This window comes from Antarcticimicrobium sp. (assembly GCF_029212575.1).
In the GTDB taxonomy this organism is placed as follows: Bacteria; Pseudomonadota; Alphaproteobacteria; order Rhodobacterales; family Rhodobacteraceae; genus Antarcticimicrobium.
Genome location: NZ_JARGPK010000074.1, coordinates 1 through 24186 on the forward strand (window position 1 = coordinate 1; position 24186 = coordinate 24186).

General features: G+C 65.5%; 26 protein-coding genes and 1 pseudogene. 15 read left to right on the forward strand and 12 right to left on the reverse strand.

Features of this window, described 5'->3' with window-relative positions; all coding sequences use genetic code 11:
• Window positions 1–147: pseudogene (locus tag P1U75_RS16175) on the forward strand (phosphoglucosamine mutase); the annotation flags it as partial.
• Window positions 148–465: 318 nt separating this feature from the next.
• Here P1U75_RS16175 and P1U75_RS16180 read toward each other — a convergent pair.
• Window positions 466–1386 (reverse strand): DMT family transporter, encoded by a 921-nt coding sequence (locus P1U75_RS16180; RefSeq protein ID WP_300245132.1) that lies wholly within the window; start codon window positions 1384–1386, stop codon window positions 466–468.
• A 101-nt stretch (window positions 1387–1487) separates the two neighbouring features.
• A complete protein-coding gene (ilvC, locus tag P1U75_RS16185; protein WP_300245133.1) occupies window positions 1488–2510 on the reverse strand; it encodes a ketol-acid reductoisomerase in 1023 nt (340 codons plus the stop codon).
• Window positions 2511–2642: 132 nt separating this feature from the next.
• Here ilvC and P1U75_RS16190 point away from each other — a divergent pair, with 132 nt between their 5' ends.
• The 3 genes from P1U75_RS16190 to P1U75_RS16200 all read left to right on the forward strand — a co-directional run bounded on the left by P1U75_RS16190 (window position 2643) and on the right by P1U75_RS16200 (window position 4749).
• Window positions 2643–3098: an Lrp/AsnC family transcriptional regulator gene (locus tag P1U75_RS16190; protein WP_300245134.1), complete on the forward strand. Its 456-nt coding sequence runs from the start codon at window positions 2643–2645 to the stop codon at window positions 3096–3098.
• The gene (locus P1U75_RS16195; RefSeq protein WP_300245135.1) at window positions 3095–3553 is read left to right on the forward strand and encodes an Lrp/AsnC family transcriptional regulator; all 459 of its coding nucleotides are present in this window, start codon (window positions 3095–3097) and stop codon (window positions 3551–3553) included. Before P1U75_RS16190 ends, P1U75_RS16195 begins: the two co-directional genes overlap by 4 nt.
• Before the next feature lie 71 nt (window positions 3554–3624).
• The gene (locus tag P1U75_RS16200) at window positions 3625–4749 is read left to right on the forward strand and encodes an aminotransferase class V-fold PLP-dependent enzyme (protein WP_300245136.1); all 1125 of its coding nucleotides are present in this window, start codon (window positions 3625–3627) and stop codon (window positions 4747–4749) included.
• Between the two features lie 100 nt (window positions 4750–4849).
• Here the strand turns inward: P1U75_RS16200 and P1U75_RS16205 are convergent, their stop codons facing one another.
• The 3 genes from P1U75_RS16205 to P1U75_RS16215 form a co-directional block, all read right to left on the reverse strand.
• Window positions 4850–6046: a UbiH/UbiF family hydroxylase gene (locus P1U75_RS16205; RefSeq protein ID WP_300245137.1), complete on the reverse strand. Its 1197-nt coding sequence runs from the start codon at window positions 6044–6046 to the stop codon at window positions 4850–4852.
• 80 nt (window positions 6047–6126) lie between these two features.
• Window positions 6127–6324, reverse strand: a complete 198-nt coding sequence (locus tag P1U75_RS16210) for a hypothetical protein (RefSeq protein ID WP_300245138.1) — start codon at window positions 6322–6324, stop codon at window positions 6127–6129.
• Window positions 6325–6433: 109 nt separating this feature from the next.
• Entirely contained in the window at window positions 6434–7078 is a 645-nt protein-coding gene (locus tag P1U75_RS16215; protein WP_300245139.1) for a pyrimidine 5'-nucleotidase, read from the reverse strand.
• A 102-nt stretch (window positions 7079–7180) separates the two neighbouring features.
• Here P1U75_RS16215 and P1U75_RS16220 point away from each other — a divergent pair, with 102 nt between their 5' ends.
• The gene (locus P1U75_RS16220; RefSeq protein ID WP_300245140.1) at window positions 7181–7834 is read left to right on the forward strand and encodes a GntR family transcriptional regulator; all 654 of its coding nucleotides are present in this window, start codon (window positions 7181–7183) and stop codon (window positions 7832–7834) included.
• Here the strand turns inward: P1U75_RS16220 and P1U75_RS16225 are convergent.
• Both P1U75_RS16225 and carA read right to left on the reverse strand, forming a co-directional pair.
• On the reverse strand, window positions 7785–9776 hold the full coding sequence (locus P1U75_RS16225) for a glycosyltransferase (RefSeq protein WP_300245141.1): 1992 nt from the start codon (window positions 9774–9776) through the stop codon (window positions 7785–7787). The genes P1U75_RS16220 and P1U75_RS16225 overlap by 50 nt on opposite strands.
• A 77-nt stretch (window positions 9777–9853) precedes the next feature.
• Window positions 9854–11020 carry a glutamine-hydrolyzing carbamoyl-phosphate synthase small subunit gene (gene carA, locus P1U75_RS16230; protein WP_300245142.1) on the reverse strand — a complete coding sequence of 389 codons (1167 nt, stop codon included), beginning with the start codon at window positions 11018–11020 and terminating at the stop codon, window positions 9854–9856.
• A 182-nt stretch (window positions 11021–11202) separates the two neighbouring features.
• Here carA and P1U75_RS16235 point away from each other — a divergent pair, with 182 nt between their 5' ends.
• A complete protein-coding gene (locus tag P1U75_RS16235) occupies window positions 11203–11679 on the forward strand; it encodes a GatB/YqeY domain-containing protein (RefSeq protein ID WP_300245143.1) in 477 nt (158 codons plus the stop codon).
• Between the two features lie 224 nt (window positions 11680–11903).
• Here P1U75_RS16235 and P1U75_RS16240 read toward each other — a convergent pair whose 3' ends face one another.
• Window positions 11904–12380 (reverse strand): helix-turn-helix domain-containing protein, encoded by a 477-nt coding sequence (locus P1U75_RS16240; RefSeq protein WP_300245144.1) that lies wholly within the window; start codon window positions 12378–12380, stop codon window positions 11904–11906.
• A gap of 113 nt (window positions 12381–12493) precedes the next feature.
• Between P1U75_RS16240 and P1U75_RS16245 the strand changes: the two genes are divergently transcribed.
• The gene (locus P1U75_RS16245; protein ID WP_300245145.1) at window positions 12494–13402 is read left to right on the forward strand and encodes an alpha/beta fold hydrolase; all 909 of its coding nucleotides are present in this window, start codon (window positions 12494–12496) and stop codon (window positions 13400–13402) included.
• On the opposite strand, the gene P1U75_RS16250 is transcribed toward P1U75_RS16245, so the two are convergent.
• Window positions 13399–13890 (reverse strand): DUF2244 domain-containing protein, encoded by a 492-nt coding sequence (locus tag P1U75_RS16250; RefSeq protein WP_300245146.1) that lies wholly within the window; start codon window positions 13888–13890, stop codon window positions 13399–13401. The two genes, P1U75_RS16245 and P1U75_RS16250, sit on opposite strands and share 4 nt — an antisense overlap.
• Before the next feature lie 192 nt (window positions 13891–14082).
• Between P1U75_RS16250 and P1U75_RS16255 the strand changes: the two genes are divergently transcribed.
• Window positions 14083–15102, forward strand: a complete 1020-nt coding sequence (locus tag P1U75_RS16255; RefSeq protein ID WP_300245147.1) for a murein L,D-transpeptidase catalytic domain family protein — start codon at window positions 14083–14085, stop codon at window positions 15100–15102.
• Window positions 15103–15494: 392 nt separating this feature from the next.
• On the forward strand, window positions 15495–17177 hold the full coding sequence (locus tag P1U75_RS16260) for a hypothetical protein (protein ID WP_300245148.1): 1683 nt from the start codon (window positions 15495–15497) through the stop codon (window positions 17175–17177).
• Between the two features lie 234 nt (window positions 17178–17411).
• Here the strand turns inward: P1U75_RS16260 and ctaD are convergent, their stop codons facing one another.
• On the reverse strand, window positions 17412–19085 hold the full coding sequence (gene ctaD / locus P1U75_RS16265) for a cytochrome c oxidase subunit I (RefSeq protein WP_300245149.1): 1674 nt from the start codon (window positions 19083–19085) through the stop codon (window positions 17412–17414).
• Between the two features lie 249 nt (window positions 19086–19334).
• Between ctaD and P1U75_RS16270 the strand changes: the two genes are divergently transcribed.
• Window positions 19335–19757: an HIT family protein gene (locus P1U75_RS16270; RefSeq protein ID WP_300245150.1), complete on the forward strand. Its 423-nt coding sequence runs from the start codon at window positions 19335–19337 to the stop codon at window positions 19755–19757.
• Window positions 19758–19855: 98 nt separating this feature from the next.
• Here P1U75_RS16270 and P1U75_RS16275 read toward each other — a convergent pair whose 3' ends face one another.
• The gene (locus P1U75_RS16275) at window positions 19856–20269 is read right to left on the reverse strand and encodes a MerR family transcriptional regulator (RefSeq protein ID WP_300245151.1); all 414 of its coding nucleotides are present in this window, start codon (window positions 20267–20269) and stop codon (window positions 19856–19858) included.
• Window positions 20270–20340: 71 nt separating this feature from the next.
• Between P1U75_RS16275 and P1U75_RS16280 the strand changes: the two genes are divergently transcribed.
• The 5 genes from P1U75_RS16280 to P1U75_RS16300 all read left to right on the forward strand — a co-directional run bounded on the left by P1U75_RS16280 (window position 20341) and on the right by P1U75_RS16300 (window position 23456).
• Window positions 20341–21270: a cation diffusion facilitator family transporter gene (locus P1U75_RS16280; protein WP_300245152.1), complete on the forward strand. Its 930-nt coding sequence runs from the start codon at window positions 20341–20343 to the stop codon at window positions 21268–21270.
• A gap of 215 nt (window positions 21271–21485) precedes the next feature.
• A complete protein-coding gene (locus P1U75_RS16285) occupies window positions 21486–21692 on the forward strand; it encodes a cold-shock protein (RefSeq protein ID WP_300245153.1) in 207 nt (68 codons plus the stop codon).
• Between the two features lie 115 nt (window positions 21693–21807).
• The gene (locus tag P1U75_RS16290) at window positions 21808–22083 is read left to right on the forward strand and encodes a DUF982 domain-containing protein (protein ID WP_300245154.1); all 276 of its coding nucleotides are present in this window, start codon (window positions 21808–21810) and stop codon (window positions 22081–22083) included.
• Window positions 22084–22157: 74 nt separating this feature from the next.
• Complete coding sequence (locus tag P1U75_RS16295; protein ID WP_300245155.1) at window positions 22158–22391, forward strand: hypothetical protein; 234 nt, start codon at window positions 22158–22160, stop codon at window positions 22389–22391.
• 69 nt (window positions 22392–22460) lie between these two features.
• A complete protein-coding gene (locus tag P1U75_RS16300) occupies window positions 22461–23456 on the forward strand; it encodes a fatty acid desaturase (protein WP_300245156.1) in 996 nt (331 codons plus the stop codon).
• A gap of 36 nt (window positions 23457–23492) precedes the next feature.
• On the opposite strand, the gene lipB is transcribed toward P1U75_RS16300, so the two are convergent.
• On the reverse strand, window positions 23493–24161 hold the full coding sequence (gene lipB, locus P1U75_RS16305) for a lipoyl(octanoyl) transferase LipB (RefSeq protein WP_300245157.1): 669 nt from the start codon (window positions 24159–24161) through the stop codon (window positions 23493–23495).
• Window positions 24162–24186: the final 25 nt, after the last annotated feature.

Sequence of the window (24186 nt, forward strand, 5' to 3'; positions counted from 1 at the left end):
GCGCTCGACGGCAAGGGACGGCTGCTGATCCGCAAGTCGGGAACCGAGCCGCTGATCCGGGTGATGGCGGAATGCGAGGATTCCGGGTTGCTGACCCGCACCGTCGATTCCGTGGTCGAGGCGGTGGCCGACGCGGTCTCGGCCTGATCCCGGGTTTTCCCTTTGTACAGAATCGGGGGACAAACTCCCTGTTTTGCGAGGTGGGCGATGGGTAAGGGCTGCGCGCGCTCCGTGAACGGTCGAAACTGCAGGAATTTACCCGCGCAGGCGGGGTACCGGTTTGGGGAGTTTTCGACGGGTATTGTACAATCTGAACCTTTTCCCGGCAGAATTGGCGGCAAAGCGGTTAATCGCTTTTCCAATTCACACAAAGACGTGATCAAGACCCGCTGAAATCCCTGTGGTCTCTGCGGTCGTCCACAATCCCGTTAACACGCCTGAATTTCCCGAATCGAGAACAGCGTTTCAGCGCCCGACGAACAGCCGTCGCAGCGCGCCGTACTGGCTTAAACCCACGCCGCACAGGATCAGGACCAGGGCGGCCAGCAGCGAGGAAGGCAGCGGTTCGGACAGCAGCCACGCCCCCAGAACTACCGACCAGACCGGGACCATGTGATTGACAATACTCAGGAAAACAGGCCCGGCGCTGCGCACCAGCGTGACCCGCAGAAGGTTCGCTCCGGCTGTCGGGACCAGCCCGAGAAAGGCCACTGCCCACAGGGTTCGGCCCTCGGGCAGAGCCGGGATTCCCTCGACGATCAACGCCGCCGGAATCACCCCCAGCGCGCCGATCAGAAGCAGAACCGCCGACAGCCCGATCGGGTCCACCGGCGGCAGGGTGCGCATCTGGATCGAGCTGACCGCATAGCAGGCCGCCGCGCCCACGCAGGCGACGCGCCCTGGCATTTCCATGGAAAGTCCAGAAGATTCAAGAGCTTGACTGCCAATCAGCAAGCTCACCCCGGCAAATCCGATGCCGAATCCCAGGATCCGCCGAAGCGTCATCCGCTCCCCCGGAACGAACAGATGCGCCAGCGGCAGCACGATCAAGGCGACGCTGGCCATCGACACCCCGGCAAAGCCCGAGGTGACATATTGCTGTCCCCAGGCCAGCAGCATGAACGGCACGGTCGAGCTGAGAAACCCGACAGCGAACAGGCTAAGCCATTGAAATCCCGTCGGGGCCGCCGTAAACAGCCGCCCGCCGCGCAGCCCCCACACGGCGCAGGTCAGCGCCGCGCCGAATGCGATCCGCGACGCCGCCAGCCAGAACGGCGTCAGCCCCTCCAAGGCCAGCTCCATCACCAGGAAGGTGCCGCCCCAGATCAGCCCGAGAACGCTCAGCATGATCCAACTTCTTGGCGTTATATCAGGTAATTGGACCATGAACGTTCGGTGGATAACCTTGTTGATAAAAAAGGGCCCCGGCGCACGGCCGGGGCCCCTGGGTCGTCTGTGTCACCGGCCCCCGCGGGGCCGGCCCCGGATCAGTTCTTTTCCTTGTCGACCATCTTCCCGGCCGAGATCCACGGCATCATTTCGCGCAGCTTCTGGCCGACCTGCTCGATCTGGTGCTCGTCGTTCAGCCGGCGGGTGCCCTTGAAGAACGGCTGGCCGACCGTATTCTCCTGCATGAAATCACGCACGAATTTGCCGGTCTGAATGTCGCGCAGGATGCCCTTCATCCGCGCCTTGGTCTCGTCATAGGGCAGCACCCGCGGACCCGAGACATACTCGCCATACTCGGCGGTGTTCGAGATCGAGTAGTTCATGTTGGCGATGCCGCCTTCATAGATCAGATCGACGATCAGCTTCACCTCGTGCAGGCACTCAAAGTAAGCCATTTCAGGGGCATAGCCGGCCTCGACCAGGGTCTCAAAACCCATGCGGATCAGCTCGACCAGCCCGCCGCAAAGCACCGCCTGCTCGCCGAAGAGGTCGGTTTCGCATTCTTCGCGGAAGTTGGTCTCGATGATGCCCGAGCGGCCGCCGCCGATTGCCGAGCAATAGGACAGGCCCAGTTCCAGCGCCTTGCCGGAGGCATCCTGATCCACCGCGACCAGGCAGGGCACGCCGCCGCCCTTGGTGTATTCGCCGCGCACGGTGTGGCCGGGGCCCTTGGGGGCCATCATGATCACGTCGACGCCGGGCTTGGGCTCGATCAGGCCGAAATGCACGTTCAGACCGTGGGCGAATGCGATCGCGGCGCCCTCTTTCAGGTTGTCATGCACATATTTGCGGTAGGTTTCGGCCTGCAGTTCATCGGGCATGGTGAACATGATCAGGTCGCACCAGGCCGCCGCTTCGGCGATGCCCATCACCTGCAGCCCCTCGGCTTCGGCCTTCTTGGCGCTGGACGAGCCTTCGCGCAGGGCGACGACAAGGTTCTTGGCGCCCGAGTCGCGCAGGTTCAGCGCATGGGCATGGCCCTGGGAGCCATAGCCCAGGATCGCCACCTTCTTGTCCTTGATCAGGTTGATGTCGCAATCGCGGTCATAGTAAACGCGCATGTCGTTTCTCCGGTTCTGGTTTGGTTGCCGGAAACATGCCCGCGCCGGACAGTAAGAGCAGCAACGAAATTTGATCTTTCTTGGTTCTATGTTAGAAATCATTTCGAAAATTGATGGAATTTCGGAAAATTCATGCTCGATGACACCGACAGGCGGCTGCTCCGCCATCTTCAGGCCGACCCGGGGCAATCCGTCGCCGACCTCGCCCGTACCTCCGGTGTCGCGGCCAGCAGGGCCTACAAGCGGCTGGAGCGGTTGCAGGCGATGGGTGTGCTCAAGGGGCAGCGCGCGGTGATCGATTGGCGCGCGCTGGGCTACGCGGTGGAGGTCTCGCTGCGGGTCAGCCTCGACAAGACCGAGCCGCGCGCCTTCGACGAATTCATCGCCGTTTCGCGCGAGGTTCCCGAGGTCTCGGAGATCCAGACCTTTCTGGGCCGGGTCGATGTGCGGCTGACGGTGCTGGCGCGCGACATGCGCCATTACCAGGAGATTTATCGTCGTCGCATCCTGACCCTGCCGCATATCGTCGATGTCGAGGCGCTGATGCATGTCACCACGATCAAGGATGTGGAGACCCTGCCGCTATGATCGACCTCGACGACACCGACCGCGCCCTGCTGCGCGCGCTGCAAGGGGACGCGACGCTGACCGCAGCCGAACTGGGCCGCCGCGCTGGCGTCAGCCAATCGGTGGCCTGGCGGCGGGTGAAACGGCTGACTGAGGCGGGGGCGATCAGGGGCCGGCGGCTGGATCTCGACAAGGAGGCGCTGGGGTTCGGCGTGACGGTGTTCCTGGGCGTGAAACTGGCGGCCAAGGGGCGCGCGAGCCTGGAGGATTTCGAACGCGCGGTCACCGCCATCCCCGAGGTGCAGACGGTGCAGCATGTCCTGGGCCGCTATGATTACCGGCTGCGGGTGGTGGCGCGCGACCTGTCGGATTTCGAACGCGTGCTGCGCCGCCGGATCATGACCCTGCCCGGTGCGGGCGAGGTCGAGGCCAATGTGGTGCTGAGCGAGGAGCGGCGGCCCGGCCCGCTGGGCTGAGCGCGACAGCTTTGCCTTTGCCGAAACCGCCGAGGCGCGGTATGAGCAGGCAAAAGCACAGGAGATCGCAGATGGCGCTGCTCGATACCGTTGACCCCGAGGGGCTCGAGGAATTCTCGGTCGTGTTCACCGACCGCTCGCTCAACCACATGTCCGCCACCTTCCAGCAGGTGATGCGCGACATTTCCGACATGCTGCGCGAGGTTTACGGTGCCCAGGGCGTGGCGCTGGTGCCCGGCGGCGGCACCTATGCGATGGAGGCGGTGGCGCGCCAGTTCGCGCGCGGGGCCGATGCGCTGGTGGTGCGCAACGGCTGGTTCTCCTACCGCTGGTCGCAGATCATGGAAACCGGCGGGCTGACCGCGAATGCCACTGTGATGAAGGCGCGCCAGCAGGGCAACGCCCATCCCGCGCCCTTTGCCCCTGCGCCGATCGACGAGGTGGTGGCAAAGATTCGCGCCGACAAGCCCGGCATCGTCTTTGCCCCGCATGTGGAGACCGCCGCCGGGGTGATCCTGCCCGACGATTACGTCACCGCGCTGGCCGCGGCGGCGCATGAGGTCGGCGCGCTGATGGTGCTGGATTGCATCGCCTCGGGCTGCGCCTGGATCGACATGGAAAAGACCGGGGTCGACGTGCTGATCAGCGCGCCGCAGAAGGGCTGGAGCGCCTCGCCCTCGGCCGGGCTGGTGATGCTGTCAGAGCGCGCCGAGGCGCGGCTGGCCGAAACCGAGAGCGACAGTTTTGCGCTGGACCTGAAGAAATGGCGGCAGATCATGCAGGCCTATGAGGGGGGCGGTCATGCCTATCACGCCACCATGCCGACGGACGCGCTGCGTGCCTTCCGCGATACCATGGCCGAGACGCGGGACTACGGGTTCGACAAGCTGCGCGACGCGCAGTGGGAGTTGGGCAATTCCGTGCGCGCCATGTTGAAGGAGAAGGGCATCGTTTCGGTCGCTGCCGAGGGGTTCGGCGCGCCGGGCGTGGTGGTGAGCTATACCGACGATCCGGAGATCCAGACCGGCAAGGCATTCGCCGCGCTGGGGATGCAGATCGCCGCCGGCGTGCCGCTGCAATGCGACGAGCCGGAGGATTTCAGGACCTTCCGGCTGGGGCTGTTCGGGTTGGACAAGCTCTATGACGTGCCCGCCACGGTGGCGCGGCTGAAGGCGGTTGTCGACCAGGTGCTGTAAGACGCGACGCCGAACCAACATTCCGCCCGGCGTTTACGCCGGGCCGCGCCCATCCGCCCCCATGGGCTGGCGCCGCCCTAAGTTCTTTTGAATACGCCTTTCAGCGCACCCCCAGACCCATCTGCATCAGCGTCTTGCGCACCGGCGCCATGGAATAGAGCGCGCTGAGCCCCGCCGCGCGCAGGTCGCGCAGCGGCTGTGCCCCCATCATCGAGGCGCGGTTGAGCATGTCGATGCCGGTCACCCGCACCGTCACCTCGGAATGCCGCGCCTTGTGGTAGGCCTCCAGCATCTGCGCATCGCCCAGCCCCTCGGGCCGCGCCTCGGCCAGCTCCAGCAGCGCGCGCAGGTCGCCCAGCGACATGTTCAGCCCCTGCGCGCCGATCGGCGGCACCACATGCGCCGCTTCGGCCATCAGCGCCAGACGCTCGCCGGCCATCCGTTCCGCCCGCTGGGCAATGATCGGCCAGATGGTGCGGCGCGAGGCGAGGCTCAGCGGCCCGAACAGCCCGCAGGAGCGTTCGGTCATCGCCGCGTTGAACGCCTCCTCCTCCATCTGCAACAGCTCCATCGCGCGCGGGCCGCGCTCCATCCACACAACGGCGGAGGAGGGGCTGCCCTTGTAATCGGGCAGCGGCACCAGCGTGAACGGCCCGCCGGAGCGGTGGATCTCGGTCGAGACATTGTCATGCGGGGCGGGGTGGGTGGTGGCGAAGGCCAGCGCCTTTTGCCCGTAGCGCAGGGTGTGAACGGGGATGCCCGCCGCCTCGCGCATAGGCGAGGCACGCCCGTCGCAGGCCAGCACCAGCCGGGCGGTGACGCGGGCGCCGTCGGACAGGCCGACGCGCGCCTCGGCCGTGCGGGTAAACAGCGTGGTGGTGCCCATGCCGGGGCGGAAATCGACGTTGGGCAGCGCCGCCAGATGCGCCACCAGTTCGCGCCGCAGCAGCCAGTTGGGCAGGTTCCAGCCGAACGGCTGGTCGGAGATGTCGGCAGCGCGGAAATCGCGCACCACGCGCGGCTCGGGCTGCTCGCCACCGGCATCGACGATGCGCATGATCTGCAGCGGCGCGGCCTCGTCGGCCAGCCGGTCCCACAGCCCGCAGCGCGCCATCAGCGCCTGGCCCGGTTGCAGGATCGCGGTGGTGCGCAGGTCGGAGCCATCCACGTCGCGCTCGGTGATGGGCGGGGCGGGATCGACGCAGATCACGTCAAACCCGGCGTGGGCAAAGGCCGCCGCCGCGGTCAGCCCGGCGATGCCGCCGCCGGAAATCAGGATGTCGCAGGTGTCGCTCATGGCATGCCTCCAGCCTTTGCACCCTACCTAGTGCGCCGGCGGGTCAGAGGCCAGACGACATCCTGCCGCCGTTATCCGGGTTAGCCCCGCGAGACCACGATCAGAAGCGCCCAGATCACCGGCACCAGCGCCAGCGCCGGAATGTAGAGGCCGGGGATGCCGAACAGCGCCACCGAGGTGGCCCAGAGCGCGAGAAAGACGACAACCGCGAGGATCAGCCAGAGGGCCGTTCTGTTGTCGGGCCGATTAGAGCCGTGGTGATTGGGCGCAGGGGACATATTCAGCCTTTCGATTGTGAATGCCGGAACCGCTTAGGTATGAGATGCTGCCGCAAAAGAAACGCGCGAATTGACGCAACGCGGCAATCTGGCGCCCTTGGGCCGGCGGTCAGACCAATCGGGACAGGAAGGCTGTCAGATCGTCGGTGTGGTGGTGGATATGATCCGCCTCATGCGGGTCCGGCGCCACGTGAACGGTGCGCATCCCCATCGCGTGCGGCGCGGTCAGGTTGCGCGGATCGTCCTCGAACATCGCGGCGCGGGCGGGCTCCACCCCGTCGCGGGCAAACACGGCCTCGAAGGCCGCGCGCTCGGGCTTGGGGCGAAACCCGGCGTGTTCGACGCCATAGACCGCGTCGAACAGCCCCGCCAGCCCGCGCGCCTCGAGCACCCGCTCGGCATAGGGGGCCGAGCCGTTGGTATAGACGATGCGCCGCCCCGGCAGGTCGGCGATATGCGCGGCCAGTTCGGTGTCGCGGTCGAGGTGATCGAGCGAGATGTCGTGCACCTCGGTCAGATAGGGGGCGGGATCGACCCCGTGCACCCGCATCAGCCCGGCCAGGGTGGTGCCGTACTCCGCCCAGTAGACCTTGCGCAGCCGGTCGGCCTCGGGGCGGGTGACGTTCAGCGCCTCCATGACAAAGCGGGTCATGCGCACCTCGATCTGATCGAACAGCCGGGCGTGGGGCGGGTACAGCGTGTTGTCCAGGTCAAAGACCCAGTGCGACACGTGGCTGAAGGCGTGTTTGACCATGTCCCCGATGTAGACCCGGACCCGGGCTGTGACAATGGCGTGCTTGATCCGGGGGACGCCGGGACTGTATGCATTTTCCACCGCAAGGAGAGCATTTGCCGCATGAGCCAGACCAAACCCCCGACCAAAGACGCCTATTCTCTGATCCTGGAGGCGATCGATATCGGCGTCTACCGGCCTGGCGACCGGCTGGTCGAGAGCGAGCTGGCCGAGCGGTTCGGCATGTCGCGCACCCCGATCCGCGAGGCGTTGCAACGGCTCGAGACGCAATCGCTGCTGGAGCGCGACGGGCGGTCGCTGATCGTGGCCTCGCTGGATCACAACCAGATGGCCGAGCTTTACGTCGTCCGGCGCGAGCTGGAGGGGCTGGCCGCGGGGCTGGCGGCGCGCCATGCCACCGAGGAAGAGATCCGCGTGCTGCGCGAGATGGTCAAGGACGACGATGCGCTGGTCGGCGACCCGGTGGCGCTGTCGCGCGCCAACCGGCGGTTTCACAAGCAGATCCACCTGGCCTCGCACAACCGCTACCTGGTGCAGCAGCTCGACCTGGTGCACCGGACCATGGCGCTGATGGCGACCACCTCGCTGGCCGCCGAGGGGCGCGGCGAGATTGCGCAGAACGAACATGCCGGCATCGTCACCGCCATCGCGGCGCGCGACGAAGAGGCAGCGGCCAAGGCACTCAAGGAGCATATCTCGATTGCCTTCATGACCCGCCTGAAGCAGGACGCCGACGCGCGCGAAAAGGGCCGCTGATTCCGGCCCGCACGGGGGCGTCCTCGGGCTCGTCGGGCCGGGCCTGTCCGTGCCGGGTCTTGTCCCAGTAGAACGGCCTGAGGAACAGTTCGTACATCGCCTTGTAGACGGCGACGATCCCCAGAAGGTAGTAGGCCGTCAGCGTCGGCACCCAGCCCAGCAGGAACCGCCGCTCGGGGCGCGACACGGCGGCCATGCCAATCAGCATCGCCAGGACCTCGGCCGAGACAGAAAGGGTGATCCCCGCGCTCAGTACCGAATGCGGCACCAGCGGCCCGATCGGATGTGGCAGGCCCAGCGCCAGAACCCAGAACGACCAGATCAACGGTGCCAGAAGGAATTGCCCCAGCGTGCCGAGGAAGAACGCCTGGACCCCCAGAAACCGCCACGGCCCCAGGTCGGACCAGAGCCTGCGGGGGCTGCGCATGTGCACCAGGTAGGTCACCATGAACCCCTTGAGCCAGCGCGACCGCTGGCGGACCCAGGGCCAGGGCCGGAAGGTTGCCTCTTCAAATGTGACGGTGTCAAGCATCTCGGTCCGATAGCCACCGCGATAAAGGCGCACGCCAAGATCGGCATCCTCGGTGACGTTATGCGCATCCCACCCGCCCAGCGCCTCGAGCGCGCGGCGGCGAAAAAAATGCGTCGTTCCGCCCAGCGGCACCACCAGCCCCAACCGGGCGAGGCCCGGAAGGATCACCCGGAACCAGCCGGCGTATTCGATGGTGAAACAGCGCGCCCGCCAGTTGGTTCGCGGATTGTAGAAATCGAGGATGCCCTGGATGCAGGCGACCTCCGGCGGCGCCTCGGCAAAACGCGCGGCGACCCGCTCGATCTGGTCCGGCTGCGGGGCATCCTCGGCGTCCCAGACACCGATCAGTTCGCCGCGGCAGAAATCCAGCGCGTAGTTCATCGCCCTTGGCTTGGTGGTCAGACCCTGGTGGGCGGGCACCTCGACGATGCGCATCCAGGGCGGCAGGTCGGCGCGCGCCAGCGCCCGTCGGGTGGTTTCGTCCTGCTCCTCCAGCACCAGCAGAACCTCGAGCAGCGCCTTGGGATAGGTCAGCCGCGACAGCCGCCGCACCAGGGCGCCGGCGACCTCCTTTTCGCGGTACAGCGGGACCATCACCGAAACGCTGGGCAACCGGGGCGCCGGTCGGTCGGTCCCGCGCGGTGGTGGCGTGACCGGGAGCAGGCCCGGCGGCGCGGGCTGCGCCGTGGCCGGTTGAGCGGTGAGATACCCGTGCCCCAGCAGCTGGGCCAGCGCGCCGGTCAGCCGCAGCGACATGAACAGCACCAGCGTGAGCATCGCCGCCGCGCTGGCCAGGGACAGGCTGGCCAGCGGAGCCACGGTGAGCAGGACGATCCCGATCACCGCGGCCAGGGCCACGCTGGCCCGGCTTCCCGGCGTCCAGCCGCGGCAACTCAGATGTGCGGGCACCCGGGTGCTGGCGCCCTCGGCCAGTTCCACCCGGCAGGCTTGCGCAAGGGCGGCCTGGATCTTCTCGGGGTCGGCCAGCACCGGCTGGACCGGGCCAAAGACCTCGGACAGAACCGCGCGGACCCGGTCGAGGCCCTGCGGGTCGGCAGTGGCGATCTGGATGCCGTCCTTCGCGCGTCGCACGGGGATCAAACCGTGCACGGCCCAGAACCGCGCCGGCAGGCGGGAGATCAGCGCCGGGTCGGGGGGGCTGCGATCAAGGTCGGCAAGGGCATGCCCGGATTGCAGCGCCAGCGCCGCGCGCACCGCGTCGCGGTCAGCCCAATCCTCGGCCACCAGGATGTCGCCGATGCGCGCATTCAGCCTTGATTGCAGGTGCAGCGCGGCCACGAGTTGCCCGGGGGTGATCGCCCCCATCTCGACCAGGATCCGACCGAGCGGCAGCGCGACCTCGGTCGCACCTTGAGCGGTTACCGCGAGGCCGCTGCGCAGTTGCTGCATGCCCACACCAAACTTAAAACACGTACAGGTTGTGCAGTGTCGGGTGCAGGTCTTAACGGCAGGTTAACCGCGCCGTTTCACGCGGGTTGCTTGCGCGCCGCCATCGCCTCGGCGAAGCGTTCGAACAGGTAGAAACTGTCCTGCGGGCCGGGGCTGGCCTCGGGGTGGTATTGCACCGACCAGACCGGGCGGCCCTGCAGGCGGATGCCGCAGTTGGACCCGTCGAACAGCGAGCGGTGGGTCTCCACCACGCCGCCAGGCAGGGTCTGGGCATCGACGGCAAAGCCATGGTTCATCGAGGTGATCTCGACCTTGCCGGTCTCCAGATCCTTGACCGGGTGGTTGGCGCCGTGGTGGCCGTGGTTCATCTTGACCGTCTTCGCCCCCAGCGCCAATGCCAGCATCTGGTGGCCCAGGCAGATTCCGAAGACCGGCAGGTCGGTGCGCTCCAGCACCTTGCGGATCATCGGCACCGCGTATTCCCCGGTGGCGGCCGGATCGCCCGGGCCGTTGGACAGGAACACGCCGTCGGGATCATGCGCCAGCACCTCCTCGGCGGTGGCGGTGGCGGGCAGCACGGTGACGTCGCAGCCGGAACTGGCAAGGCAGCGCAGGATGTTCCGCTTGGCACCGTAATCGAGCGCGACCACCTTGTATTCCGGCGCCTCCTGCCGACCGTATCCCTCCGGCCAGGCCCAGCGCATCTCGTCCCAGCGATAGGACTGGGGGCAGGTGACTTTCTTTGCAAGATCAAGCCCTTCCAGCCCGCAGAAACCACGGGCGGCGGCGACCAGCGCCTCGATGTCGAAGGTGCCCTCGGGGTCATGCGCGAGGGCCACATGCGGCGCGCCCTGCTGGCGGATGGCGCGGGTCAGCCGGCGGGTGTCGATGCCACCGATGGCGATGCGGCCGCGCCGTTCCAGCCAGGTGGTCAGCGCCTCGGCGCTGCGCCAGTTGGAGGGGGTGGTCGGATCCCATTTCACCACCATGCCGTCGGCCACGGGTTCGCCGGTTTCGTCATCGTCGGGATTGACCCCGACATTGCCGATGTGGGGAAAGGTGAAGGTGACGATCTGGCCGGCATAAGAGGGGTCGGTCATGATCTCCTGGTAGCCGGTCATCGCGGTGTTGAAGCAAAGCTCGGCCACGGTCTGGCCGGTGGCGCCGAAGCCGGTGCCGTAGAACACCGTGCCATCGGCCAGCGCGAGACAGGCGGTGGGCTTGGTCGGGGCGGTCTGGGCCATGGCGCGACTCTCCTTGCGGTCAAATTGATGGATAGGTAAGGGGAGCCGCGTTTGGGGTCAAGTCCGGTCAAATTTTGGGAGATTGTTAAAAATCAATAAGTTAGCCGTTTTTCGCCGGGTTGTCCCGGGCTTTTTCGTCCTGTAATGTCGGGAGTTCGATTCCAGGGGGATGGGCGGGACAGATGGACATGCGGACCAGGATCAACACGGCCCTGAAACAGGCCATGAAGGACAAGGTCGCTGCGCGGCTGTCGACGCTGCGCCTGATCAACGCGGCGATCAAGGACAGGGAGATCGCCGCGCGCGGCAGCGGCGAGGACGGTGACGGTGTCGGAGATGCCGAAGTGCTTGCAATCCTTGGGAAAATGACCAAGCAGCGGCAGGAGAGCGCGCGCGCCTACGAAGAGGGCGGGCGGCTGGATCTGGCGGAGCGCGAGCGCGAGGAGATCAAGGTGATCGAGGAGTTTCTGCCGCGCCAGTTGAGCGACGCCGAGGTGGAAAAGGCGGTGCGCGAGGTGGTGTCGGAGACCGGCGCCGAGTCAATCCGCGACATGGGCAAGGTGATGGCGGCGCTGAAGGCGCGCTATACCGGGCAGATGGATTTCGGAAAGGCTGGCCCGCAGGTCAAGGACCAGCTTTGCGCCGGCGGCGACTGCTGAGCGTCGGACGCGGCGTTTACCTAAGTTAACGTTCTGGAAAACCGGGCGAAAACCGGCCGGAGCCGGGCCCTTTTCCGGCCCGGATCGGGGAGTCCGGGGGCCGTTTCGTACAGTCCGCCGGTGAGGGTCCGGGGCCGGTTGCGCGGTTTCGGGGAGTTTTCCCCGGGTTTCGTACAAAACATGCAGGATAGTGCCATTTGCCGCGCGCGTTGCGGCAAGATTGGTTAACCGCGCCCGGGGTCGGCCTCGGGTTCTGCCAGGCCGGGGCGGATCATCCGCAGGTCGCGCGGGGTCAGCCGGGCGCCGGTTTCCGCATCGCAGAGCACCGGCGCGACCGGCTTGCCGGTGGCGCGCGACACCAGCCGATAGGGCGCCTCTTGAGGCGAGGGCACAGCCGCATCGGCCCAGGTGATCAGCGTGACCAGGACCGGAAACAGATCCCTGCCGGTGCGGGTCAGGCAGTATTCGAACCGCGGCGGCCGGTCCTGATATTGTTCGCGGCTGAGCAGCCCCTTTTCCTCCAGCGTCTTCAGCCGGTCGGCCAGCAGGTGCCGGGTGATGCCGAGGCTGGACTGGAAATCGTCGAACCGGCGCACCCCGAGGAAACAGTCGCGCAGGATCAGCAGGGTCCAGCGTTCGCCGATGACCGAAAGACCACGGGCGACGGGGCAGGCTTCGTTCTCGAGTTCGGTCCAGCGCATGTGTCCTGCTTATCACGGCTTGACGGGTTCCGAAAGGGAACTTATCTGTATAAAGTTCTAAAAGAGAACTTACATGCCGGCCGAGGCCGATGCAAAAACCAAAGGCAGATGTCATGGCTGACACAGCAGCGCAGAACGCCGGAACGATCCGGAACCGTGGCCAGGGAAAACGGCGGGCCGGCACCTCCTCACCTCCCGTGCCGGGGTTTGTCCGGGGCGCCGCGCGGACCCTGTCCGCCGTCGCCCCCGCCCTGGCCGCGATCTGGCTGGAGCGGCTGTTCCTCACCCCGCGGCGCTACCGGATGCCGGGTCGCGAAAAGGTCTGGATGGTGGGGGCCGAGGTCTGGCGCATTCCGTTCGATGCCAAGCGGCTGATGTCGCTTTACGCCTGGGGGCAGGGGCCGGTGGTGCTGCTGGCGCACGGGTTTTCCGGTCGCGGCAGCCAGATGGGCGCCTATATCGCGCCGCTGGTGGCGCGGGGGTATCGCGTGGTCACCTTTGACGCGCCGGCGCATGGGGCGGCGGGCGGCAGGCAGACCGCGCTGCCCGAGGCGGCCGAGGCGATCTGCACGGTGGCGGCGCATCTGGGGCCGCTGGCGGGCGTGATCGCCCATTCCAACGGCGCGGCGGCCACCAGTGTGGCGCTGTCACAGGGCATGGATTGCGCGCGGGTTGCCTATGTCTCGCCGCCCGAGGATCTGGACCGGTTCCTGAACGGGGTGGCGCGGTTTCTGGGGTTCACCGGCGCGGTGGCGGCCCGCACGCGGGCGCGGGTCGAGACGCGCTATGGCGTGGGGTTCGATGCCCTGCGCGGTGCGCCGCTGGCGGCCCGGCAGAGCATCCCGGCGCTGATCGCGCATGACCGGGCGGACCCGATGGTGCCCTTTGCCGACGGGCAGCGCATCGCCGAGGCCTGGCCCGGGGCCGAGTTGATCGAAACCGAGGGGCTGGGCCATGCCCGCATCCTGCGCGATCCGGGTGTGGTCGCGGCGGTGGTGGCCTTCGTGGCGCCGGACGCCTAGCCCTCGCGGCGCAGGGCGGTGACCAGTTCGTCATAGAGCGCCTTGCGTTCCTCCTCGGAGAGGAAGGCGCCGATCTCGACCTCGCGGCCGCTGCCGCGCAGGGTGACGTAATAGGGCACCGGGCCGCCCCTTGCGTGCATCTCGGGGTGGACCCAATAGCGGTTGCAATCCCATTCCTGCACCGCGCCATCGGGGTTCTGGCGGGTCAGCCGGGCGTGGTCATGGGTCAGCGTCAGCACCTCGAGAATGCTTCGGTGATGATAGCTGCGGTTGAGCGCGAACCAGATGCCGCCGACCGCCATCAGGATGAAGGGCAGAATCCCCCAGAGCAGTACCGAGCCCAGCAGCGCCAGCAGCGGCACCATCAGCAGGGCGAATGTGCCCAGAACAAAGAGCGCCAGCCCCCTTGGCGGCAGCGAGTTGTGCGGCCAGAGGTGCAACTCGCGGGTCTCGGCCGCGGTATCGGGATCGGTCCAGGTATAGGGCATGGCGGTGGATGCAGGATTTAGCATGTCACGGGGGTTTGTCGAGATCGGCGCGCGGGTTTTCGCCATGGTGGTGCGGTGGCGCGCAGCGTGTGCCGAAAATGCGGGCGCCGGGCGGGGTGCGGTGGATGTCGGAGCCAGCGTTTCCTGACGATCCCTTGCGGCAGGCCCTCCTGCGAGGGGGCGAGCTGTGCTATGCTTGGCATGAGGATCGTCAAGCAGGAGAATTTCACTTTGCCGTTGAATGCAATCCGTCTCGCCCTTGCCGCCGGTCTCATGGTTGCCGGGTCGGGGGCGGGGCCGGCCCGGGCCTCGACCGACCTGCCGGAAATTCCGGCCTGGCTGCAAAAGCACGTCGGCCCGGACGAGGGTCAGATCGCCCCGGTGGTCCTGCAGCGCGCGCGCGCGCTCTACCAGCGCAAGCGCGGCGAGGGCGCGGTCAGCAACCCCTGCTACCTGGCCATGGATGCGACCCGCCCGAGCGCCACGCGCGGCGGCGCGCCCGGGCGGCGGTTCTTCGTCATCTGCGAGGGGCGCAAATCGTTCCGCGCGGTCTCCTCCGGATATGGCAACGGGCGCAAACTGCGGCGCGCGGATTTCTCCAACGGCCGGACCTGCGCCAGGAATTTCAGCAATGCCGAGGGGTCCAAGCTGACCATGGGCGGTTCCTATGTGACCGCCGAGACGCGGACCTCGTTCAAGGGGTATGTCCGCCAATCCGGCAAAAGAAAGCCGTTTCACCGCACCTTTCTGCTGTTCGACGGCGAGGGCGAGACGGAAAACGCGCGGGAGCGGGCCATCGGCGGGCATCCGGCGATGTTCGTGAAGTGGCAGTGCCGGTTCAAGAACCCCGGCAGCCCCCATGCCGACGAGGAGGGCTATGTGCCCTTCGGGCGGCTGGTGAATTACACCGCCGGCCGCAGCAACGGCTGCACGACCTGGTCGGAGTCCGCCTCGGAGGAGATCCTGGCGCTGGTGGAGGGCAACCCCACGACGCTTTATATCTATCCGGAGGGACGCGACATCGACGCGGTTGCCAAGGCGGTAAAGCGGGGCCGGTCGCTGGCGGGCGCCGGGCTTTACTGGAACGCGTCCTGTCTGAAGGCGATCGGCGCGCCGAAGTTCTGGCCGAAACGCAGCCTCCAGCCGATCATCAACGAATGGCGCCAGTCGCTGCCGAAACTGCCGCCGCTGGAATTGCCGATCTGCAAGTGAGCGGGGGGCTCGGCGAGGGACTCGGTTGCGCAATTCGGCTGTTGGGGAGGCTCCCTATGGAGCCGAATTGACTTTTTAACGTCCTGATGCGATAAATTCATGGGCTCACCGACCATCTCCGCTGCCGTGCTGCCGGCGCCGATGCGAGATCAAACCTCGAAGCTTAGTAGCACATACTCAGGTCGCTTGGACCGTGAGTCGGAGGTTTCTGGGGCCGATCGGTTTCGCCTAAGTCAAATGCAACCGGGCTCGTAGAGCGAAGTCAGGTACGTTTGGCGCTGCAAACCGGCAATAAGCTTACGCGGCAAGCGTATGTGACGCTCCAATCCCAGAATGCTCGATCTTTTGGCCGCGGGCCTTTCAGCCAATTAACCTCACTGGAGACCGAAACTATGCCCTATGTTAGCCCATTTATGCATCGTGAAGATTTCGGCACCGAAGACGACGACTTCATCCTAGGCAGCGTCGGCAATGATACAATCAGCGGATTTGAAGGCAACGATGTACTTGTCGGCCACCGTGGTAAAGACGTCATAAACGGCGGCAGCGGCGACGATGTTGTCGATGGCGGCGCTGGTGACGACGTAATGATAGGTGGCTCCGGCGATGACGTGTTAAATGCCTCGCAGGGCGACGACAGACTTAATGGCGGCTCCGGCAGCGATCACTATCTGCTCTCAGGGGACGCCGGCGATTTCGTGTCCATAACCGACACATCCGGCGAATGCGACACCATGGATTTCCGTGGCGCAACCACTTCGGCCTTTATCAATATGGGCGCTGGCGAACGGTCTTATGTTGATGGCCGTGTAATCGAACTGGCTGGCGGTGAAGAGATCACTACTCCACTTGATTTGCTGCATGTACAGGACCTTTCCGGTTCATACAGTGACGAGTTGATGACTGTGAAAGGGTTTCTTGATGACCTGACCACTGGTGTTGTGACCATCGCACCCGACGTCACCTTCGGCATCACCAGTTTCCGCGATAAACCAATCTCACCATTTGGCGCACCCGACGATCACGAGTTTCGTGAAGATCTTGCACTTACGCCAGACATCAGCGAGTTCGAAAGCATCTATGCGACCCTTGTTGCCGGTGGTGGCGCTGATGGCGCTGACGGTGAAGAAGCGCAATTGACTGCGCTTCAGCAAATCGGTTTGCGGGCAGGGTCCATTGGCTGGCGTTCCGACGCGTTGCGTGTTGCAGTCCTGTTCACGGATGCTGCCTACCACGAAGCAGGAGATTACACCGGAGTGCCTGCCAACAATGGCGACACTGTTCTTGACGGAACTCCGGAAGGAACCGACGAGGATTATCCTTCCGTTGCTCAGGCTGCCATGGCCCTTTCTGCTGAAGGCATCGATGTTGTTTTCGTAACGACATCTTCTGTCAAATCTGATTATGAGGAACTGGTAAAAATGCTGGGGTTTGGCGAAGTTGTGAGCCTCAGCAACGACAGTTCGGACCTGATCGAAGCGGTGACCCGTGGCGTGAAGAAACTGATCAGCACCGAGATCGAAAAAGCCATTGGCGGCGATCTGGATGACACCATCTACGGCAACGCGCTCGACAACATCATCCGCGGTCGCGCCGGTGATGACACAATCGACGGCGACCGCGGTAATGATTTTATCAAAGGCGGTGCCGGCGATGACGATCTTAGCGGTGGTAAAGGCAACGACACCCTCGATGGCGGCGCTGGCGACGACAATCTCAAGGGCGGCGGCGGCAAAGATGAACTGCTTGGCGGTACTGGCAATGATAAGCTTCGTGGCGGGTCCGGTTCAGACCGCTTGAACGGTGGTGAAGGCGACGACATCCTTGATGGCCAGGGTAAAAGCGATACGTTCATCTTTGAAGGCATCTGGGGTGACGACACCATCAAAGGCTTCTCTCCATCAGGAACCGGTGGTGCAGATGACTTGCTGATGATTGACGGCGTGGACGATTTTGCAACCTTCTCGGCCTTTGCAACCCAAATGGGCGACGATGTTGTGTTCGACAACGGCACCAGCTCAATCTTGATCCGCGATATAGAACTGGCAGACATGTCAGACGCTGACTTCATTTGAGATATATGCAGGATAAACAAAGCGGCGCGCGGTGGGGGCAAGGGGGAGCGGGAACCGGCCCTGAAACGCCAACCCGATCACCCCCATCCGACCTTCGATCCCAGGATCCCCGATTCCAGATCGAGGTCGGCCGGTTAAGTGGAGCCTATGTCGCGCGGGTCCGGCATTGCGGGCCAAGAAAAAAGCCCCGGCACAACGCCGGGGCTTTCGTTTTTTCAGCGGGGTAGCGGGCGCTTAATGCGCGTGGTGCTTTTCCCAGTCCTCGCGCTTGGGCAGCTGCTCGAAGGTGTGTTCGGGCGGCGGCGAGGGCAGGGTCCATTCCAACGTGTCCGCGTATTCGTTCCAGTAGTTGTTCTCGGTCACGCGGCGGCCCTTGAAGAGGGCGTAGAACACGATGCCGAAGAACAGCAGGAACGAGGCGAAGGACAGCAGCGCGCCGTAGGAGCTGACCTTGTTCCAGTAGGCGAAGGCCTCCGGATAGTCGATGTAGCGACGCGGCATGCCCTGACGCCCGAGGAAGTGCTGCGGGAAGAAGGTCAGGTTGACGCCGATGAAGAACATCCAGAAGTGCAGCTTGGCCAGAGGCTCGGAATACTGCCGGCCGGTGATCTTGCCGAAGTAGAAGTAGACCCCGGCGAAGATGGTGAAGGCCGCGCCCATCGACATGGTGTAGTGGAAGTGCGCCACGACATAATAGGTGTCGTGATAGGCCCGGTCGACCCCGGCCTGCGACAGCACGATGCCGGTGACGCCGCCGATGGTGAACAGGATCAGGAAGCCGAAGGCGAAGAGCATCGGCGCCTTGAACTCGACCGAGCCGCCCCACATGGTGGCGATCCAGCTGAAGATCTTGACCCCCGTGGGCACCGCGATGACCATGGTGGCCAGCATGAAATAGGCTTGCTGGTTCAGGCTCATGCCCACGGTGTACATGTGGTGCGCCCAGACGACGAAGCCCAGCCCGCCGATCGCGATCAGCGCCCAGACCATCGGCAGGTAACCGAAGATCGGCTTGCGCGAGAAGGTCGAGATCACGTGGGAGACCAGGCCGAAGCCGGGCAGGATCACGATGTAGACTTCCGGGTGGCCGAAAAACCACAGGATGTGCTGGTACAGGATCGGGTCACCGCCACCGGACGGATCGAAGAAGGTGAAGCCGAAGTTACGGTCCATCAGCAGCATGGTGATGGCACCGGCCAGCACCGGCAGCGACAGCAGGATCAGCCAGGAGGTGACGAAGATCGACCAGGCAAACAGCGGCACCTTGAACAGGGTCATGCCGGGGGCACGCATGTTCAGGAAGGTGGTGATCATGTTGATCGCGCCGAGGATCGAGGAGGCACCCGAGACGTGCACCGCGAAGATCGCGAGATCCATCGACATGCCGCCCTCGTTAACCGACAGCGGCGGATAAAGCACCCAGCCGACGCCGGAGCCGAGCTGATCGTTGCCGCCCGGGCTGAGCATCGAGGCGACACCCAGCGAGGTGCCGGCGACATAGAGCCAGAACGACAGGTTGTTCATCCGCGGGAAGGCCATGTCCGGCGCGCCGATCTGCAGTGGCATGAAATAGTTGCCGAAACCGCCGAACAGCGCCGGGATGACCACGAAGAACATCATCAGCACGCCGTGGTAGGTGATCAGCACGTTCCACAGGTGGCCGTTGGGGGTACATTCCCCGGCGCCCGCGCCGAACAGGCGGAAGCCCTCGAGGCACATGTACTGGACGCCCGGTTCCATAAGTTCCAGGCGCATGAAAACGGTGAAGGTCACGGAAATCAGGCCGACGAGGGCCGAGAACACCAGGTAGAGAATCCCGATGTCCTTGTGGTTCGTCGACATGAACCAGCGGGTGAAGAAACCGCGCTGGTCCTCGTGTTCGTGACCATGAATGGCTGCGTCTGCCATTTGGTGCCTCCTGTTGCGTGTGACAGCGTGCCGCTCTTGAGAGCGCACGTATTCATTCAGGTTTTAGAATGGCGATGGGGGGGCATCAATGGCTGAATTTGATCTGGATCAAGATTAATTGTCGCGCCCCCCGGGGTGTTTTCCGCCGGATACGGGCCGAGGGGCGGGCGATCCGGCGGCTTGACGCGCCGGGCGCGGGCGCCCAGAACGGTGCGACCGAGGACAACAACCGCGAGCCGGACCAAGCCCATGACCTATGATCCCGACAACATCTTTGCCAAGATCCTGCGCGGCGAGCTGCCCTGCGCCAAGCTCTACGAGGACGCTGAGACCTTTGTCTTTCTCGACATCATGCCGCGCGCCGATGGCCATTGCCTGGTGATTCCCAAGACCCCCTGCCGCAACATCCTGGATGCCAGCCCGGCGCAGATGGCGGCGGTGATGGCAACGACGCAGAAGATGGCGCGCGCGGTGATGGCGGCCTTCGACGCGCCCGGCGTGACCCTGCAGCAGTTCAACGAGGCCGCCGGAGGGCAGGAGGTGTTCCACCTGCATGTGCATGTTCTGCCGCGCCACGACGGCGACCGGCTGCGCCCGCCGGGGCAGATGGCGGACCCCGAGGTGCTGGCCGGTCACGCCGAGAAGATCCGCGCGGCACTGGCGCAGATCTGAGCAAAGGGGGCTGTCCGCCCCCTCCTGGCCCCTGGCCAGTTCACCCCCGAGAGTATTTGCGGCCAGAAAAAGTTAGGGGCTTTGGGGCGGGCCGGGGATCAGTGGTCCCCGGCGCAGGGGCGATGATCGCCGAAGGCGTGCAGCACTGCGCAGGGGCCGTCGTGGCGCCCGTCGCAGGCGCCGGCGATGCGGTCGAGTTCGCGTTCCAGTTTCTTCAGCTTCACGATCCGCGCGTGCAGGCGCTGGCGCTGGCGGCGGGCGATGTCGTGGGCGCGGTCCAGCTCGGCGCCCGAAGCGCCATCGAGCGAGATCAGCGCGGCGATGTCTTCGAGCGGCAGTCCAAGGTCGCGCGCATGGCGGATGAAGGCGAGCCGCGCCAGCGCGGCATGGGTATAACGACGCTGGTTTCCGCCGGTACGTGCGGCGGGTTCCAGCAGGCCCTTTTCCTCGTAGAACCGGATGGTGGGCACCTTGACGCCGGTGCGCCGCGACATTTCGCCGATGGATATCATGATTGGCCCCTTGAAGCTCTAGCGACTAGAGAGATTAGGTTGTCTGGCGACTCAGGACAAGGAGCGCGGGCATGCCGCAGGACCATTCGACCCATCATCACCACCACCACCATGTGAGCGCCGAGACCGGCGACGCGCGGGTGGCCTGGGCGGTGGCGGTGAACATGGCGCTGACGCTGGCGCAGATCGTGGGCGGGATTCTGTCCGGTTCGCTGGCGCTGATCGCGGATGCGCTGCACAATTTCTCCGACGCGGTGGCGCTGATCATCGCCTTCGGGGCGCGGCGGATCGCGCGGCGGCCGGCGGATGCGGGAATGAGTTTCGGCTATGGCCGGGCCGAGGTGGTGGCGGCGCTGATCAATTACACCACGCTGGTGGTGCTGGCGCTCTACCTGATTTACGAGGGTGTGATGCGGCTGCTCGACCCCGAGCCGGTGGACGGTTGGCTGGTGGTCTGGGTCGCGGTGCTGGCGCTGGCGGTGGATCTTGCGACGGCGGCGCTGACCTATGCGATGAGCCGCGACAGCGTGAACATCCGGGCGGCCTTTCTGCACAACCTGGCCGATGCCATGGGCTCGGTCGCGGTGATCGTGGCGGGCACGCTGGTGATCCTCAAGGGCTGGACCTGGGTCGATCCGGTGGCGACGCTGCTGATCGCGGGCTATATCCTGTGGCATGTGAAGGCCGAGATCGGCGAGGTGATCCGGGTGCTGATGCTGGCCAGCCCGCCGATGCTGGCCGCCGAGGAGGTGGCCGGTGCGATCGAGGCGGTGGACGGGGTGCAGGGGGTGCATCACGTGCATCTCTGGGCGATGCAGGAGCAGGCGGCGGCGCTGGACGCGCACCTGGTGATCGCGGCGGGTGACTGGGCGCATGCGGACGCGGTCAAGGCGGCGGTCAAGGCGATGCTGGCGGGGCGGTTCGGCATCGGCCACAGCACGCTGGAGATGGAATGTGCGCGCCATGCCTGCAACGGGGCGGCGCGGTTCGGCGATGGCTAGGCCGGGCGGGACCGGCGCGGCGGCGGTGCGGGTTTTCGGCCCGGTTTCGCGATTGTTCGGCCCCGGCCCTTGCAGCGGGGGGCGGGAGACCCCACATGGGTCGGGCAAAGCATCTTCCCACGACATCTGTTCCTAGCGGCCTCAGTTGATCCAACGACGACACTGGGCCGGGCCATCGCACCCTGTGGATGGCGACCAAACTGGGAGAAATCACGATGGCCAATGGCACCGTGAAATGGTTCAACAGCCAGAAAGGTTTCGGCTTCATCGCGCCGGAGCAGGGAACGAAGGACATCTTCGTTCACATCTCGGCGCTGGAACGCGCCGGGCTTCAACAGCTCGACGACGGGCAGGCTGTGACCTTCGACATAGAAAGCGGCCGGGATGGCCGCGAATCCGCGATCAACCTGGCGCTGGCATAGGCCCGCCGGGCGACAAAACACGGCGGGTGCGGCCCAAGGGGTGCCCCGCCATTTCATTTTCCGTGGCCGTCGCCCCTTGGGCGGCCCACCCCGGACAACAACGGACAAGCATAACTTGATAGAACTTCACTGGGGACACCCCATTACCATTATCGTTTCACCGCAGGGTGACACCAAACAGATCAGCACGATCGAGCAGGCGCTGTACTGGCTGCGCAAGAAATGGCCGGTCGCCGACGAACGGCGCGCTCAGGCGCTGGAGCGGATCGATGCTGCGATGAATTGCCTGGCGACGGTCGGCGCGGCGCGCCGGGCTTTCGTGTCGGCGGCCCGCAGCGCGGGATTCGTACCGCAGCGCGCGCAGGCCGTGGCCATCGCCGCCGCTGTCTGAGCGCGCGCGATCCGGCCCAGACCCCGACACGGCCCAAACCCCGACACGGCCCCACCTGACAAGGAGAACGAAGAATGGCGAAACTCACCAAGACCACGTTGTTCAAGGATGCCAAGCCGAGGGCGGAAACGGTGGTGGACAAGACCACGCGCGCCGCGCGTGAGATCCTTGACGAGGAGAACGATCTGCGCGAGGTCAAGACCGCGCGCCTGCGCAAGGCGCGGCTCGAGCGGGAGGCCGGCACACCGAAGCCCGCCCCCAAGCCGGCGCGAAAGACATCCCGGGCCAAGCCCGCGGGCGAGACCTGACCCTTTTTACCACGACAGGCGCCGCGATCCCCGAAGGGCGCCTGCCCCCCTCCAAGGAGAGCCCCCCTCTTGCGACCCACTGACTGGACCCGGATTCTTGCCGCCTATCGAACGCCGATCCTTTCCCGCAGCCTGTTCGAGCTGACCGTAACCCTTGTCCCTTTCGTGACGATCTGGGCGCTGGCCTGGTGGGCGCTGTCGATCAGCGCCTGGCCGGCGGTGGCGCTGGCGCTGGTCAACGCGGCCTTCCTGGTGCGCCTGTTCATGATCCAGCACGATTGCGGCCATGGCGCGTTCTTCGCCGAGCGCCGCTGGAACGACGGACTTGGCCGGGTCCTGGGGGTGCTGACGCTGACGCCCTATGACGTCTGGCGCAAGAACCATTCGGTGCACCATGCCACCACCGGCAATCTCGACCGGCGCGGCACCGGCGACCTGCCGACGCTGACGGTTCGGGAATACCGGGAGAAATCCTGGCTCGGACGGGCGCTGTACCGGCTGCTCCGCAACCCGGTCTTTCTGTTCGGGATCGTTCCGTTCTACATGTTCTTTCTGCAGAACCGGCTTCCGGTCGGGCAGATGCGGTCAGGCTGGCTCTATTGGCGCAGCGCGATGGCGACCAACGCGGTGATCGCGGCGGTTCTGGGCGTGATCCTCTGGCTGGGGGGCTGGCAGGTTCTGCTGTTCGTGTTCCTGCCGACGATGCTGTTGGCGGCGGCCACGGGGGTGTGGTTCTTCTACGTGCAGCACCAGTTCGAGGAGACGGTCTGGGAGCGCGAAGCGGACTGGAGCGTGCAGGAGGCGGCGCTGAACGGAAGCTCGCATTACGACCTGCCGGGCGTGTTGCGCTGGATCACCGCGAACATCGGCGTGCACCACGTGCATCACATGGCCAGCCGCATCCCGTTCTACCGGCTGAGTGATGTGATTCGGGACCATGACATCCTGGCGCAGTCCAAGCGTCTGACCCTGTGGGAAAGTTTCCGTTGCGCGCGGTTGCATCTGTGGGACGAAAGCCGCCGCAAGCTGGTGTCTTTCGCGGATGCCGGGCGGCGCGCCGCCTGAGGCCGGGCGGCGGGTCCGGGGGAGGCCCCTGGCCCGTCAGTGCGTGTCGCCGAACACCTGTTCGAAGCTGCGCCGCAGGGCGACGTCGAGATCGTCCATCGTCACCGGCAGGCCGAGATCGACCAGGCTGGTGACGCCGTGTTCGGTGATGCCGCAGGGGACGATGCCGGTGAAATGCTCCAGCTCCGGATCGAGGTTGATCGAGATGCCGTGAAAGCTGATCCATTTGCGCAGGCGGATGCCGATGGCGGCGATCTTGTCCTCGGCCATGGCGCCGGTGACGGTGCGCGGTTTACCAGGGCGTTCGACCCAGACGCCGACGCGCCCCTCGCGGATATGGCCGGGGACGTTGAACTCCGCCAGCGCGGCGATCACCCAGTTTTCCAGCATCTGCACGAATCGGCGCACGTCGCGGCCGCGGCGGTTGAGGTCGAGCATCACGTAGACCACCCGCTGGCCGGGGCCGTGATAGGTGTATTGGCCGCCGCGCTTGCTCTCGTAAACGGGAAAGCGGTCGGGATCGGTCAGATCCTCGGCCCTTGCGCTGGTGCCGGCAGTATAGAGGGCTGGGTGTTCCAGCAGCCAGATGCATTCCGGCGCCGCGCCGGCGGCGATTTCGGCGGCGCGGGCCTCCATGAAGGCCACGGCCTCGGCGTAGCCGGTCAGACCATCGGTGATTTTCCATTCGACCAAGGTCTTGGCCATCATGCGCCTCGCTTGCCAGGGGGTC